The organism is Marinovum sp. 2_MG-2023 (assembly GCF_030548265.1).
Taxonomy (GTDB): Bacteria; Pseudomonadota; Alphaproteobacteria; order Rhodobacterales; family Rhodobacteraceae; genus Marinovum.
The window spans coordinates 133,137-148,223 of the sequence record NZ_JAUOSD010000001.1 but is presented as its reverse complement, the minus strand read 5'-3'; the positions used below and the strand labels follow the sequence as shown (position 1 = coordinate 148,223).

Genomic DNA, 15,087 nt, shown 5'->3' with positions numbered 1-15,087 from the left:
GCGTCCGGCTCGGTTGCGCTTTTCCTTGCCGATCCGTTCACTTATGGTGCAAAGCTGAGGTGAGGTGAGAAATTGGTGAGTAAAATGCGGCTGATTTGCCCGAATTGCGATGCCCATTACGAAGTCCCCGACGATGTCATCCCGCCGGAAGGCCGGGATGTGCAATGTTCGAGCTGTGGCAATACCTGGTTTCAACCGCCCGCCGGTGTCGAGGACCCAGAGGAAATCGCGCCTGCGCACGATCGCGGGCCAGATGATGACCCCGTTGGCGCGCCCGCCGATGGCCCGGAAGACATGCCGGAGCGTCAGCCCGACATTAACCATGATGCGGCAGCGGAACCGCAGCAGGACCCTGCCGCCGATGTGGCAGGAGACGACATGCGCGCCACCCCTGCGCCCTCCACCCCCGAAATGGCCGATCCCGCTCTGGACGATGAACTGGACGACGAAGACGGCCCCGCCTCACCGCCGCCCAACCCCGCGCTTCAGCCCAATCTTGAACCGCGACAATTGGACCCTGACATTGCAAGCGTTCTGCGCGAAGAGGCCGCACGTGAAACCCGTGTGCGCGCCGCAGAAATGGGTGCCGTAGAGAGCCAGCCGGACCTTGGCCTTGACGATATGGGCGGATCCGTGCGCCGCGGCGATATCCGCGCCAAAGGCGTGCCCGGCCCCGCCGCACGCCCACGCGGCCCGAATCTGGCGGCCCCGGCGATGGCTGCCGCGGCTGCCACCAGCTCGCGTCGGGAATTGCTTCCAGATATCGAAGAAATCAATTCCACCCTGCGGTCGACCGATCAACCGCGACACAGTGAAATCAGCGAAAAAATCGCCGCAGAGCCAACCCGCCACGCCCGCAGCAGTTTCCGGCGCGGATTGATGTTGGTGCTTCTCAGCATGACGTTGGCCGTTCTTGCCTATGTCTATGCCGATGTCATTGCCACCAAAGTGCCCGGTATGGCACCGACGCTGGTGTCTTATGTTGACTGGGTTGATGGGCTGCGCGGCTGGCTGGATCAAAAGGTTCTGGCCGGGTTGCAATGGCTTGACGGGATGAGCGCAGAAAGCGCCACCCCGACGGAATAATCCCCGACCATACATTGCGCCCCGATCAGCCTGCGCGCCAATGTCGCCGGTTTCAGACAACGGCAGGGGATGCCAGATCGACAGGCTTCAGGCGCGATACGCTGTGCGGCATCGGCCAAATGCTCTGGCCCCGCACCAGTTCCAATGCCTCTCCCCCGGACCTGCCGGGGTGCATTTGCGCCGATCATTTGTGATTGTCAGAACCGGTCGAGCAACCGTTCCAGATAGTTGCGTTCGATTTCCGGGCGGTCGCCATCACCGGAGCGGCGCCGAATTTCGTCGAGCAGCTCACGGGCCCGGCGATAGACATCTTCGCCCTGCAACAGATCTTCGTTGCTGTTGATGGTGCCTGAATTGCCGGGATTGCGGCCCAATGGATCCCGCTGCTCCCCCTCGCGCGCACCGGCGGTATCGCCCTGCCCGCCCTGTTGGCGCTGTTCCTCGGCCATAGCCTCTCCCAGATTGCGCATGCCTTCGCGCAGGGCCTCCATCGCTTCGGCCTGTTTGTCGAGCGCCTCTGCCAGATCATTGCCGCGCAGCGCCTGTTCGGCACCGTCCATGGCCCGTTCCGCGTCGCGCAGCGCCTGATCGGCCCGTTGGCCCGCTTCACTGCCTTGCCCCGGCAGGCTGCCACGCTGGCGCTCCAACTCACGGCGCAGGGCCTCTTGCCGGTCGGCAAGCCCACCTTGACCGGGGTTTTGACCAGATTGTTGACCGGACTGCCCCTGCTGTTCACCGGATTGACCGCCGTCTTGCTGGCCTTGGCTCTGACCGGGATTCTGGCCAGAGTTCTGTCCCTGCCCCTGACCTTGGCCCTGTTGTTGATGCTGCTGGCCCTGGCCCATACCGCCATCGCGGCCTTCATTGCCTTGGCTCTGACCCTGATTGGCACCGGGGTTGAACTGTTCTTGCAGGTCACGGAAGGCCTGATCCGACAACCCCTGTTGTTCGCGCAGGGTTTCGGCCAGATCATCCATCGCCTGTTGCCCCGGCGATTGCTGGCCCTGACCCGGCTGGCCCTGGGTAACTTGCATGTTTTCCAGCAATTCCTGCAACTCGCGCATCGCCTGTTCGGCCTCGGCCATGCGGCCCTGCTCCATAAGCTCCTGGATCCGGTCCATCATCGCTTGCAGGTCGTCCTGCGTCATCTGCATCATGTCGTCGGGGTTTTGCGCGGTGTCTTGCCCATCTTCGCCGTTTTGGCGCTGTTCCTGGGCCAACTGCCGCAGATAATCCTGGGTGGCGTCGCGCAGCTCCTGCATCAATTCTGCGATTTCCTGATCCGAAGCGCCGTTTTTCATCGCCTCAGACAGGCGTTCCTGTGCCCGCCGCAATCGTTCCAGCGCATCCGACAGGTCGCCATCTTCCAACAAAACCGCAAGATCCCACATCGCCGCCGCCAATTCGTCGCGCTGGGCCTCTGTCAGGCCCGCCTCGGCATAGGTCTCAAGCTGCCGCTGGATCGTGCGCATCCGCAGATATGGCACCGCAGAGCGGAAAAGTTCGTCAGGCCGATGTGTCACCGCCCGCAGAATCGTCGCGACATCCCCGGCATTTTCGCGTGACCACAACAGGGCGCGGCGCTGATCAATGATGGCCGCTGCAAACGGGTCAAAGAAGCGACGACCGGGCAATGGCAGGGTCAGCATTTCGGGCGCGCTGACCTGATCGAGGTCATCCATGACCCGCAATTCGATGGTCACCGGCAGATTGGCCCAGGCATGTTGCGAGAAATCTTCGATCAGGGTTTCGCGGAACTCTGCCCGTGATCCGGCGATCGGCAGCGGCAGTGGCACAACCACGGAATCCCGCGGCTCCGGGTCGCGGGCCAGACCATAGCGGCGATCCACCGCCGGCAAGTTCAGGGAAATCACTGCCTCGCCCGAGCGCACGCCAAAATCGTCGCTGGCCGCAAAGGGCAAAGACATCTCGCCGCGCGCGGCGCTGGTCATCTCTTCGGTCACCTGAACGCTGGGCGCGGCATCTTCGATCAGGGTCACGTCCCAGCTGCGCCCGCCGGGGCCCTCAATGGTCAATGTCCCGCCTTGGACCACCTGAAAACTTTGCGATACATCAGCGGCGTCAGGTGTTGTCGCGTCTGTACCGTCCTGTGACGAGGCAATGGTGCGCCCCGACAGGGTCTCTGTTACGGTCAAAGCCCCTGTTTCACCATAAAGCCGCAGTGTAATGCGGCTGCCCTCGGCGACATCCAGCTTCTGCGCCTGCTGATCCGCCAAATACAGCGAGGGCAATCCGGTATAGGCCGGTGGTTCAATCCACCCTTCCCATGTCGGCCCGCCTGCCAGCGCCGCAGCGCCCGGCGCAATTGCCGCCACAGACGACACTTTCCAAAACGATCCGAACAACAGCGCCACCGCCAACCCCAGCACCGCCACATACCGCAGGGCAAAGGGGTCGCGTTGCGACACCCGCAGGTCCGGCGGTACCGCCCGCGCTTGGGCCGCACGCCGCGCCATCCGCGCCTGATGCGCCTGCCAGACGGCAACCGATGCGGCATCCCCGCCGCCAATGACCTGAGCATCACGCAGACTTTGCAGGGGTCGCCCCGGCAGCTTGTCATCCAGCCGGAGGACCGCCTCTTCCCGGCTGGGCCAACGAAAGCGCCGCAGTCCAAAACCAAGACAGATCACCCCGGCCAGGGCAAACCCTACGATCAGAACCCAGACCATGGCAGTGGACACCAGGTCCTGTATGCCCAGCATCAACAGCGCCAATGCCACCAAAGCCACAGACCAGAAGGGCCAGAACGCCCGCGTCACCCGCTCCGCCAAAAGGCCGAGATGGGTGAGCGTCAGAGCACCGCGAATATGACGTAGGGACTGAAGATAGCGCGACTGAGGGATGGCATCACTCCGATTTTACCAGCCCCGGCGCACCATAACGCTAGAGCCACTCGGGAATGCTATCCCGATTTATCATTTCGTCAAAGGTCGGACGCGCCCGGATGACAGCAAATTTATCATCCCGGACCAGAACCTCGGGGATCAGGGGGCGTGTGTTGTATTCACTGGCCATCACCGCGCCATAGGCCCCGGCAGAGCGAAATGCCACCAGATCACCGGCCACAAGCGGCGGCATCATCCGGCCCTTGGCAAATGTATCACCGGACTCACAGACAGGACCGACAATGTCGAACGCTGTTTGCTCGACACCCGGCTCCGGCTCGATCACCGGAACGATATCGTGCCAGGCTTCATACATCGCCGGGCGAATCAAATCGTTCATCGCCCCGTCCAGGATCAGAAACTGGCGATCTTCACCCTGTTTCACATAGATCACCTTGGACACCAGAATACCGGCGTTGCCGGCAATCAACCGCCCCGGCTCGATCTCGACCTCACAGCCCAGATGCCCCAATGTATCCTTGATCATCGCGCCATATTCCACCGGCAGCGGCGGGGCCTCGTTCGAGCGGGTATACGGAATGCCAAGCCCCCCGCCGAGATCCAGCCGCTGGATGTCATGGCCATCGGCGCGCAGCGTCTCGGTCAGCTCAGCCACCTTTTGATAGGCCAGCCGGAACGGCGCCAGATCGGTCAGCTGGCTGCCGATATGCACGTCGATGCCAATCACCTTGATCCCCGGCAGGGATGCAGCATGGGCATAGACCTCGCGGGCGCGGCTGATCGGAATGCCGAACTTGTTCTCTGACTTGCCGGTCGCAATCTTGGCATGGGTCTTGGCGTCGACATCCGGGTTGACCCGCACGGTGATCGGCGCCTCAACGCCCAAAGATGTGGCAACCTCGGAAATCACCGCCATTTCAGGCTCGCTCTCGACGTTGAACTGGCGAATCCCGCCGGTCAGAGCGGTCCGGATCTCCTCATGGGTCTTGCCGACACCGGAAAATACGATGCGCTCGCCCGGCACACCCGCTGCCCGCGCCCGGGCATATTCGCCGCCCGACACCACATCCATGCCCGCCCCGGCTGCGGCCAGGGTCTTCAGGATCGCCTGATTGGACGCCGCCTTCATCGCGTAACACACCAGATGTGGCAGACCGTCCAAAGCCTCATCAAACAGCCGAAAATGGCGCAGCAACGTCGCCGTTGAATAGAGATAGAACGGCGTGCCAACCTCGGCCGCGATATCCGCCACCGGCACATCTTCGGCAAACAATGCGCCGTCACGATAGAGAAAATGATCCAATCTCAGCCTCCGAACGCCACTTGGGCTTCTTCTGTTCAAAAATATCCCGGGGTCCGGGGCAGAGCCCCGAATCCGAACCCTATTTCACGGGCGCCGTTCTCAGAAACAGATAGAGCGGCAATCCGCAAGAAACCCCAATCAAAAAGGTGGCAGGAATCGCCAGAAGCGCGATCCAATTGCGCCGCACCGCGACTTCGGCCAGACACCAGACCGTCAGGGCAACCGCCGCAATCAGCAGATCCCAGGCCAGACCGGTTGTGGCGGCATTGACGGTCCAGGCCGCCGTCAACCCGCCCAGATCGAACCCATGCGCAACACCCCACTGACCAAGGTACAGCATCGGATGCACCGCGCCCCAGACCGCCAGCGCCAGATAGATCCAGCGCAAAGGAGAGATCCCGCGCATCTGCTAGCCCGCGGAACCGCCGGTCACACCGACCGAGGCCGTGCCTGTCACCGATATGGACACGGGGCCGTCATCCTTTGGACGTTCTGGCGCGCCATCGACACCACAAGCGCCCAGCGCGGCCAGCGCTCCAATCAAAACCAGAACCCGCATCATGCCAAAGCTTCCTTCCAGCGGGCCACCTGTTCGCGCACCCGCACAGGGGCAGTCCCGCCATAAGAGGTCCGCGACGCCACAGAATTATGCACGCCCAGAACGGCAAACACATCATCGGTGATGGCCTTATGCACCGATTGCATATCCTCCAGTGACAGATCCGGCAGGTCACAGCCCTTGACCTCGGCCATGCCAACCAAGGCGCCCGTCACATGATGCGCATCCCGGAACGGCATGCCCAACACCCGCACCAGCCAATCAGCCAGGTCCGTGGCGGTGGAAAACCCGGTGGCTGCAGCAGCCTCAAGACTTTCGCGATTGGCGGTCATATCCTTGACCATGCCCTCCATCGCGGCCAAGGCCAGCATCAGGTTGTCAGCGGCGTCGAAGACCTGTTCCTTGTCTTCCTGCATGTCCTTGGAATAGGCCAGCGGCAGGCCCTTCATCACGGTCATCAGCGCCACATTTGCCCCGAAAATCCGCCCGATCTTGGCGCGGATCAGTTCCGCCGCATCGGGGTTCTTTTTCTGCGGCATGATCGACGAACCGGTGGAAAACCGATCCGACAGCGCCACAAAGCGGAATTGAGCAGAGGACCAGATCACCAGCTCTTCGGCCATCCGGCTAAGATGCATGGCACAAATCGAGGCCGCACCCAGGAATTCCAGCGCGAAATCCCGGTCGCTGACCGCATCCAGCGAATTGGCCGCAGGCCGGTCAAAGCCCAGCGCCTTTGCCGTCGCATCGCGGTCAATCGGAAAAGAGGTGCCAGCCAGCGCCGCGGCGCCAAGCGGGCTTTCATTCATCCGGTTCCGCGCGTCGCGAATGCGCGAACGGTCGCGGGCAAACATTTCGACATAGGCCATCATGTGATGCCCCCATGTCACCGGCTGCGCCACCTGCAAGTGGGTAAAGCCCGGCATCACCCAATCTGCCCCGGCCTCGGCCTGCGCGAGAAGCGCTTGCAAGAGCGCGCCGAGCGCCTGGTCCACGGCGTCGAGCTGATCGCGCACCCAAAGTTTGAAATCGGTGGCGACCTGGTCGTTGCGCGACCGCCCGGTGTGCAGCCGTCCAGCAGGTTCGCCAATCACTTCTTTCAGTCGCGCCTCGACATTCATGTGAATGTCCTCCAGCGCGGTCGAAAACGCGAATTCTCCGGCCTCGATCTCTGACAAGATCGTGAGAAGGCCTTCCCGAATTGTCTCTGCATCTTTACCGTCAATGATACCCTGTGCGGCCAGCATCGCTGCATGGGCGCGCGACCCTTCGATATCTTGGGCTGCCATCCGCTGGTCATATCCGATCGAGGCATTGATCGCCTCCATGATCGCATCGGGTCCAGCGGCAAAGCGGCCGCCCCACATCTGGTTTGAGGATTTGTCTGACATGAAGTTCACCCGCCGCGGATTAAATGCACTGATTGTTGGGGGTGCTCTGTATATGGGCTTGGGGGCAAGCGCAAATGCTGCTGACGTCGCCGCGCTGGAAAATCTGCGCACCGGCGACATGAAAAAACTGGTTCTGCACCCCACTCCGGTGGATGTTGCGGTCACCGATTTCACCGATTTCGACGGCGCGCCGCTCAGCCTGACCGATTACCACGGCAAGATCGTCCTGCTGAATTTCTGGGCGACCTGGTGCGGACCCTGCCGCAAGGAAATGCCGATGCTGTCGGCCTTGCAGAGCGAACTGGGCGGCGATGATTTCGAAGTGGTCACATTGGCGACCGGGCATAATCCTGCACCGGCGATGACGCGTTTCTTTGACAAGATCGGCATCGACAATCTGCCGCTGCACCGCGACCCGAAACAGGCCATTGCCAGAAACATGGCGGTTCTTGGCCTGCCCACCACGGTGATCCTGAACCGCGAAGGCCAGGAAATCGCCCGTCTGACCGGCGATGCCGAATGGGACAGCGAGAGCGCCAAGGCCATTTTGACCGCGATCATTGCCGGGTGAACCACCCGCAAGGGCCACTTTTTTCAGCATTGCGATTTCCTCTGACCGTGCCAATCGGCAACAATTCACCCATTTTTGCCGCAGCGCAGCATTGCCGCGCTGCATCTGCAGAAAAATCTGCTATAAATGATGCCAGACCGGTGGACCCGGCCTGATCCAGTCACGCCAACCGTTTGGCGGATTTAGGCAAAACCGGGGAATCGCCCAGGGCACTTGGTATCGGTGTCATGGGCAGCAAAAGGAAAATCGCCATGCGTGTCTCTCTGCAACACGCGCTGGAGACTTGGAAAACTTGTCTCGACGTCGGATCTTTGTCCGCACAGGCGCAAAACGTCATCACCTACCGCAGCCTCGGAATGTTCGGGGGTTGGTCGGTGGCGGATGACGAAGACCAGCGCATGATCACGGAAAAGCCGATGGCATTTTTCAAAGCGAATATCGCGGCCATCCGCGCGCTTCAGGATGGTCAACGCGCCGATCAGGTGACCCAGGCCTGGATCGCCCCCCTGGCCGATGTTGTCGGATCAAATCACACGCGCCTGCAAAACAGCGGCCCCTCGGGCCCCGGCGCGATGTTTACTATTTCTCGTTAGAACAGGAAAATAACGATGAATCTGCTTGTCAAACAATTCGAAATCTCTGCCGCCTGCATGAAGCTGGCCAATCAGTCGCTGAACAACAACATGCGCCTCGCTCAGGTTCTGATGACCTCGGCGATCGAACAGGCGGCCATGTTTTCGCCGACCCGATTTGCCGTGACAGCACCGGCGAACGTCACCGCCAAAGCGCCTGCCAGCGCCCCGGTCAAAACCGCGACCAAAGCCCCAGCCAAGGCGCCGGCGGCGAAACCGGTCGCGAAAACAGCGACCCCCGCGGCCAAACCTGTCGCCAAACCCGCAGCCAAGAAACCGGCGCCTGTGGCGAAAACCGCCGCCGCCCCGGCAGCGAAAGCCGCGGAAAAACCCGCAACGGCGCCCGTCGCCAAGACGGCCACTCCGGCGGCGACACCTGCACCGGTTGCAAAGCCTGTCGAAAAAGCCGCGCCCACGCCGGCGGCGTCCCCTGCCGCTGTCGCCGCGCCAAAACCGGCCGCAGCGCCAACCGCCGCGCCAGTTGCGAAAACCACCGCAAACACCACCGCAAACACCACAACAAAGGCTGCCACGGACACGGCCCCCAAAGCCGCACCCAAGCCCGCAGCCAAACCGGCCGCAACAGCGTCGGCAGCCACGACCTCGACGTCCAAAACGGCAACGCCCCCCGCAGCGGGTGCAAAACCGGCGACCCCCAGCCGCAGAACGCGGACACGTCGACCCGCCGCCACATCGACAACGGCCAAGAAAACCACTCCGCCGACAGGTAAATAACCTTTCGGATTTTGGCTTCGGTCAGATAGAACGGCAGCTTCACAGAGGCTGCCGTTTTTTGTGGCCTGCTCGGATTTGCCCGGCCCGACGCCGCCGGGTCCAGCCCGCAGACAATGCACCATGGGCAAATACCTCTCGCGCGGCTCACAAAAGCTTGCACGCCCCCTTCACCGGGGCACACTTGCCCAGATGCCCCTACGTCACTAAGCTATCTCATTACATGGGATAGGTTTGGTGCGTGATGCCATTACCCCTTCACATAGCTGCCCCCGACAGCGCCACACGTGCTATCGGCCAAGCAGCCCCGCTGCGCCCCGTTGACCGCATATGCAACGTGGTACCCATCGCCCTGCCGGGGCTATTCCGCTGGCGGCCGGCGGTGGCGCTGGTATTGGCGGCCTTCCTGCATCTGTGCCTGAGCTTACCCGCGTCTGCACGCGAGCCGCTGCGCGGGATCGCGCTGGTGATTGGCAATGGCGATTATGAACACCTTGACCCGCTGGCCAACCCGGAAAACGATGCCGAGGCGGTCGAGGATCTGCTCGATCAACTGGGGTTTGAAACCTATCTGTCGATTGATCGCGACGCCCGTCGGCTGCGCCGGGATTTGGAAAACTTCATCGACGACGCGCAAGAGGCCGATGTCGCCCTGCTCTATTATGCCGGTCACGGCATAGAGGCCGGCGGCGAGAATTTTCTGGTGCCCGTCGATGCCGCAACCGAAGCGATCGCCAGCGACATTGGCGGATTGGTGGCGATGAATGCCTTTATCAGCCAGTTGCGGGAAAATGTGCCGGTTGCGGTGATCCTGTTGGATGCCTGTCGCACCAATCCTTTTCCAGAAGATTTGCGATTGCCCCTTCCGGGTCAACCCCAGCCGGTCGCGGTGTCCGCTGTGGGTTTGTCGCCGCCTGCCCGCCCCGGCCCGGATGCCCGTGGCGCGCGGGCATTGAACGCCAGCGGGCCAGCCGGGGTGGAAAATCTGGTGGCCATGGTCGGCTTTGCCGCGGAACCGGGACAGGCGGCGCTGGATGGTATGCCGGGGGCCAACAGCCCCTATGCCGAGGCGCTCTTGCGTCACCTGGGGGCAGCAAATGGCGCGAATTTCTCGACCGTGATGAGCATCGTCAGCGAAGAAGTCTATTTGAAAACCAAGGGGCACCAACGCCCATGGATCAACCAAAGCCTGCGACGGCAGTTGTTTTTTGGCGGGACCAGCGAAATCCGGGATGCCGATACCGCCGCCGTCACCGAAGAACGCCGCGGGCTTCTGGTTCATATCGCCGGGCTGTCCGATGGCCAAAGGGCCACGGTGGAACGGCTTGCCGTGGATCAGGGCGCGCCCATGGATGTGGTCTATGCGGTGATGCGCGCCGCCGGCATTCCCGCCACGGCCCCGCCTTCGGTGGTCGAGGCGAAATTGCGGGCACGGCTGGATGACTTTGCCAATCAACAGGACCGCGCCGCGTCGCTTGACAACCCGGACCCGGAAATCCAGCGGCTGACCAAACTGGCGGATGCCGCCGAACTGGAAGGCGCGTTGAACGCTGCCAACCGATTCCGCGATCAGGCAAAGGCGCGGGTGTCGGACCTGCGCCAGACCCGCGACACACAAATCGCGGCGTTGAAAGACCGCATTCTGGAAGATGCCGATGTCTTTGCCAAAAGCGCCCGGACAAAGCGGCTGCTCAGCAGCTATGCCGCAGCGGCGCAGGATTACGAAACCGCGTTCCGATTGGTCAAAGACTGGGACAGCGATGTGGCGTTTGATTATCGTCGTCGCCAACTCTCAGAGCTTTTTGATGCCCACGACAAAATTGGCCTCGACGGGGCCCTGTCACACATGCAGACGGCGGCGCGTCAGGAAATCGAAACGCCGTCGGTGCTGTGGAGCGATCCCCAAAAGGCGCGGTTTCTCAAATACCTCGGCCATGCGGCGGCGATCAATTTTCGCAAAACCTCCGATGAAGCCGACTTTGAACAAGCGAAAACCAATTACCAACGGTCGATAGATTTAAACGGTCTCACGGACCCTCGTGAAGCCGGGATGACCCGCCATGATCTTGCCGGGCTGATATTCTATCACGCGGTTGAAACCAAAGCGGTCAGCGACTTTCAAGAGGCCGAAGCGCAATTGAAGGCCGCCAAATCCTTTGTCGACCCCGACAGCGAACTGGAGGTGCTGATCAAGGACTTCGACCGGACAATCACCACCTTTGGCCGGGACACGCCAGAGACCGACGCCGCGCTGAACAAGCTGAAGACCCTGCTGACGGCCAGCGGCGGCACACAACGGTTCGAAGATCTCGCCCAGATCCTCGGGCTTGAGGCGGTGATTTCCGCCAATCTCGCGACAACAACAGAGACCGAGAACAACGAACAACGGGCGATCGACCTTTATGGGGTTGCCGCAAAAATGCACAAGGCAAACAGCGATTTTTCGTCCTTTGCCCTGACCGTGACCAACCGGGGCAATCTGCATATGCGCCGCGCCGGACGGGGGATTTCCGACGCCGCCGCGCTGGCCTTTGCCGACTATTCCGAGGCGCTGACCGCCATATCGCCTGAAACCGATCCGGTTCGGTTTTCCACCGCCTATGATGCGCTTCTGGACGTGGTGTTTCAGAACGCCGACCAATTCAACACCGACGACCTGATGCAGGTAGTCAGCTTTGGTCAGGCCTGGCGGTCGCAATCGTCCAACCTGGCCTTGGAAAGCCAAATTCAGTCGTTCGAGAACAGCCTCGCACGGCTGCACCATCGCCGGGGGCTGGATAGCAGCGACCCACAAGCCTATGAAACCGCGCTGGAATGGTATCATAAATTCCAGAAATCGGTGGCTGTCCGCTCTGCCGATGATGCGGTGGCGCAGTTCAATATCGGTCTGGCGCAGTTCGAGCTTGGCCTTCTGACCGATGATCTTGCCGTGCTGCATCAAGCGGTGGACCGGTTCACGGCCGCAGAAGCGATTTATGGCACCCATGGGCGCGCGTCCGATGCGCTGCAATCGCTGATGGAGCGCGGTCGGCTGCGGCATGAAATTGCCCTGCGCAGCAATGACATCGCCGATTACGAGGCCGCATTGGCCGATTACCTGCGCGCCCGCGACATGGCCCCGGACGACACAAGCGCCGCCCATCTTGCCGATCTGCATTACAACGCCGCCGTGATGCGCAACACAATTGCGCTCCACCACGAAGACGTCACAGGATTGAATCTGGCGGCGCAGGATTTTCAAAAATCTGCCGCGTTCTACACCATCGCAAAGCTGCCAGATGACGCGTTGACCGCGCAATTCGACGCGGCAAGAATGCTGCATGACACCGGGTATTTGACCAATGAAATTGCGACCTACAAAGCCGCGTCGCAGACCTATCAGATGGTCTTGAATGATCCCGGCGCCCTGTCGGATGAGCGGCAATTCTTTGTTCAGCTCAATCTCGGCTATGCCCTTCAGGATATTCACCGGCTTGATCCAACTGTCGATGTTCTGGACGCGGCGGTCGCGCATTTCGAAAGCGCGATGGCGCTTGTGCTGGCCAATGGCGCGGTTGCCGCCCCCGCACAATGGGACAACAGACCCGCGCTGGAGGCTGATGCACGGTCCGCGCTGGCCGCCGCGACCTTCACCCTTGGCGAAACCCTTGGCGACAGCCCGGTTTTGCGCGCCGCTGCTGACCTTTACCGCGAGATTGCAGCAGGCACCGCACAGGATAGCGCAGCACAGGCCAGCGCGCTGAACTCTGCGGCCTACGCGCTTGTTCTGGCGCATCGCATATCAGCGGACAGCGCCGCCCTGACCGTGGCCATTGACCACGCCGAACGCGCACTGGCACTGGCCCACACATTGTCTGACGACCATATCGTGCCGTTTGTTCAGGGCACGTTATGCGACGCGTTGATCGAACAATCGTTGCTTGCCAAGGATCCCGCGCTGGCGGAACGCGCATTACCCTATTGTCAAAGAAGCCTCGACACCTTTCGCGCCCTGGAATTTGACGTGCCTTTGCGTCTTGCCGAAACCTCTTTGCAAAAAGCAGAAGCGGCGCGGTTCCAGACCCGGGACTGAGACTTGGTGCATTTGATGATCCGCTGGGAATTCTGGCAATCGCGGGCACTGGCCAAGGCCAGAATGCCGACCCACAAAGGCAGCGGAGTTGCCTGCGCCCCGCATCGCCCCGGAACAACAGCGGCGTGAATTGCCGGGGGCATTTCACGCGAAATCAAAACATTAGGTTTGAACGCCGATCACGCAAGAGGCCAGACAACATCGGGGTCATCATGCGGCTAATCTTGGGTGAGTGGCGGACCGAGGAGGATTCGAACCCCCGACCCCCTGATTCGTAGTCAGGTACTCTATCCAGCTGAGCTATCGGTCCGTGGAGGCGGGGTTTAAGTCAGGTTCGGAACCTTTGCAAGAGCGAAAGTGGCAGTTTTTACAATTCTTTGCACGACAGTTCAAAATAGCGCCGCGCGGCGGTTCCAGAATGGCTGCACAGCCGTTTCGGAACGCGCTGCACGGCGGTTTAGATATCGCCGCGGCAGGTCTAGATATCGCTGCGCGGCAGGCAGATTTCAAAAACCGTACCGGTGTCGTCGCTGCGTTTCAGCTCCATCGTGCCGCCATGGCCGCGGATCAGCTCTGCGGCGATCGCCAACCCCAGCCCGCTGCCACCCTTGCGCACACCACCCTGAAACGCCTTGAACAGATGCTCTTTGGCGCGGGGTGGCAGGCCGGGGCCGGTGTCGGTGACCCGAATCAACCAGACGTCTTCATATTCCTCGCCACAGATGTTGATTTCGCCGCCCTTGCCGGTCGCCATGATCGCCTGGCGTGCATTGCGCACCAGATTGGACAGCACGCGGAACAATTGTTCACTGTCAGACCGCAGTTGCAGCGTGGCGGGGACATCCTCGGAAAAGCTGAGGTCATATTCGCCAATGGCCAGACGCTCGCTTTCCACCACGTCGCTGACCAATTCCGCCAGCGGGATTGGTGACAGCTCCGGTGTTGGTTCCTCTGCGCGGCCAAAAGCCAGGGTATTTTCGCAGAGCGTCACCGCGCGGGTGATGGATTTCACTAGTTTCGGCGCCAGCCGTTTGACGCCAGGATCTTCGGACATTTCAATCCGGTCCGCGAACAATTGCGCCGAGGTCAGGATGTTGCGCAAATCATGGCTGATACGGGCCACCGCCCCGCCCAATTGCGCCAAACGTTCTTTTTGTTTCAGCGACTGGGTCAGCTCGGTTTCCAGCGATTTCAGCGCCTCCTCGGCTTCGCGCAACTCGCGCACCCCGGCAGAGGGCTGGATGATCCGGCGGCCATCCTCTGGCGCGGCGGCATAGGCCGCCATCTGGCCGACAACCCGCTTGATCGGTTTGACCAGAAACACCCGCACCGCCAGGAACAACAGAAACGCCGTCGCAATCGAGATCACCGCCGACAGGAACAGGATCCGCAGGCCATAGTCGATCATCGCCATGCGCAGCGGCGCGGTGTCCATCGACACCTCGATCAGCAACCCGGCATCCCGCAACGGGTTACCGATCACCCGAATGATCCGCGGTGTTGGGTCCAACAGTCGGCGCTGTGCGTCCAGAATCAGCGTCAACGCCGAAGCATCGCGCAGATCAAAGGTTGCATCAATTGGTCCCGGCATCGGGGACGACAGGATCAGCTGGCGCGCCTCGTTACGGCGCAGCACGACGTTATAGACCCCGGCATTGCGCAGCAGTTCCTCTTCCAGGTCCATATCAATCACGTCGTTGGCCAAAAGCGACAAGGATGCGATCTGGGCCCTTTCCAGATGACCCAGCAAATAATCCTCGCGATAGCGCGCCACCGACGGAACAAAAACCAGCACCTCCGCCAACATGACGAAGACCGTTGTAAGGATCAGGAAACGCCCCGACAGCGAATTGAGCATATGTGGCCCCTACCGA

The 15,087-nt window shown here is 61.3% G+C and carries 11 protein-coding genes and 1 tRNA gene; 4 read left to right on the top strand and 8 right to left on the bottom strand.

All coding sequences use genetic code 11. From position 1 onward, the window contains the following. The first annotated feature begins 84 nt into the window (after positions 1-84). Positions 85-1,086, top strand: a complete 1,002-nt coding sequence (locus Q4577_RS00765; protein WP_303467204.1) for a zinc-ribbon domain-containing protein — start codon at positions 85-87, stop codon at positions 1,084-1,086. Positions 1,087-1,283: 197 nt separating this feature from the next. Here the strand turns inward: Q4577_RS00765 and Q4577_RS00760 are convergent, their stop codons facing one another. From Q4577_RS00760 to argH, 5 genes are all read right to left on the bottom strand, one after another. Further along, positions 1,284-3,950, bottom strand: coding sequence for a TIGR02302 family protein (locus Q4577_RS00760; RefSeq protein ID WP_303467473.1), 2,667 nt, complete (start codon positions 3,948-3,950; stop codon positions 1,284-1,286). 40 nt (positions 3,951-3,990) lie between these two features. Further along, complete coding sequence (gene lysA, locus Q4577_RS00755) at positions 3,991-5,256, bottom strand: diaminopimelate decarboxylase (RefSeq protein WP_244685786.1); 1,266 nt, start codon at positions 5,254-5,256, stop codon at positions 3,991-3,993. Positions 5,257-5,335: 79 nt separating this feature from the next. Next, on the bottom strand, positions 5,336-5,653 hold the full coding sequence (locus tag Q4577_RS00750; protein WP_244686346.1) for a DUF2834 domain-containing protein: 318 nt from the start codon (positions 5,651-5,653) through the stop codon (positions 5,336-5,338). A 12-nt stretch (positions 5,654-5,665) separates the two neighbouring features. Further along, positions 5,666-5,818 carry an argininosuccinate lyase gene (locus tag Q4577_RS00745; protein WP_244685784.1) on the bottom strand — a complete coding sequence of 51 codons (153 nt, stop codon included), beginning with the start codon at positions 5,816-5,818 and terminating at the stop codon, positions 5,666-5,668. After that, positions 5,815-7,206: an argininosuccinate lyase gene (gene argH, locus Q4577_RS00740; RefSeq protein ID WP_303467205.1), complete on the bottom strand. Its 1,392-nt coding sequence runs from the start codon at positions 7,204-7,206 to the stop codon at positions 5,815-5,817. The genes Q4577_RS00745 and argH overlap by 4 nt, the downstream gene beginning before the upstream one ends. On the opposite strand from argH, the gene Q4577_RS00735 reads away from it, so the two are divergent. Together Q4577_RS00735 and Q4577_RS00730 are read left to right on the top strand one after the other, a co-directional pair. Then, positions 7,205-7,777, top strand: a complete 573-nt coding sequence (locus Q4577_RS00735) for a TlpA disulfide reductase family protein (protein WP_303467206.1) — start codon at positions 7,205-7,207, stop codon at positions 7,775-7,777. The genes argH and Q4577_RS00735 overlap by 2 nt on opposite strands. Positions 7,778-8,028: 251 nt before the next feature. Further along, complete coding sequence (locus Q4577_RS00730; RefSeq protein WP_303467207.1) at positions 8,029-8,370, top strand: antifreeze protein; 342 nt, start codon at positions 8,029-8,031, stop codon at positions 8,368-8,370. Positions 8,371-8,471: 101 nt separating this feature from the next. Here Q4577_RS00730 and Q4577_RS00725 read toward each other — a convergent pair whose 3' ends face one another. After that, positions 8,472-9,116, bottom strand: a complete 645-nt coding sequence (locus Q4577_RS00725) for a hypothetical protein (protein WP_303467208.1) — start codon at positions 9,114-9,116, stop codon at positions 8,472-8,474. Positions 9,117-9,478: 362 nt separating this feature from the next. On the opposite strand from Q4577_RS00725, the gene Q4577_RS00720 reads away from it, so the two are divergent. Next, positions 9,479-13,213, top strand: coding sequence for a caspase family protein (locus tag Q4577_RS00720; RefSeq protein ID WP_303467210.1), 3,735 nt, complete (start codon positions 9,479-9,481; stop codon positions 13,211-13,213). A gap of 233 nt (positions 13,214-13,446) precedes the next feature. On the opposite strand, the gene Q4577_RS00715 is transcribed toward Q4577_RS00720, so the two are convergent. Continuing rightward, positions 13,447-13,523, bottom strand: a tRNA-Arg gene (locus tag Q4577_RS00715). A 168-nt stretch (positions 13,524-13,691) separates the two neighbouring features. Next, positions 13,692-15,071: a HAMP domain-containing sensor histidine kinase gene (locus Q4577_RS00710; protein WP_244685755.1), complete on the bottom strand. Its 1,380-nt coding sequence runs from the start codon at positions 15,069-15,071 to the stop codon at positions 13,692-13,694. Positions 15,072-15,087 lie beyond the last annotated feature (16 nt).

What these genes read in the sequence shown, in the direction of transcription:
- Q4577_RS00765 (WP_303467204.1), top strand. Translation starts at nt 85, where the DNA reads ATGCGGCTGATTTGCCCGAATTGCGATGCCCATTACGAAGTCCCCGAC.
- Q4577_RS00745 (WP_244685784.1), bottom strand. Translation starts at nt 5,818, where the DNA reads ATGATGCGGGTTCTGGTTTTGATTGGAGCGCTGGCCGCGCTGGGCGCT.
- Q4577_RS00735 (WP_303467206.1), top strand. Translation starts at nt 7,205, where the DNA reads ATGAAGTTCACCCGCCGCGGATTAAATGCACTGATTGTTGGGGGTGCT.
- argH (WP_303467205.1), bottom strand. Translation starts at nt 7,206, where the DNA reads ATGTCAGACAAATCCTCAAACCAGATGTGGGGCGGCCGCTTTGCCGCT.
- Q4577_RS00730 (WP_303467207.1), top strand. Translation starts at nt 8,029, where the DNA reads ATGCGTGTCTCTCTGCAACACGCGCTGGAGACTTGGAAAACTTGTCTC.
- Q4577_RS00710 (WP_244685755.1), bottom strand. Translation starts at nt 15,071, where the DNA reads ATGCTCAATTCGCTGTCGGGGCGTTTCCTGATCCTTACAACGGTCTTC.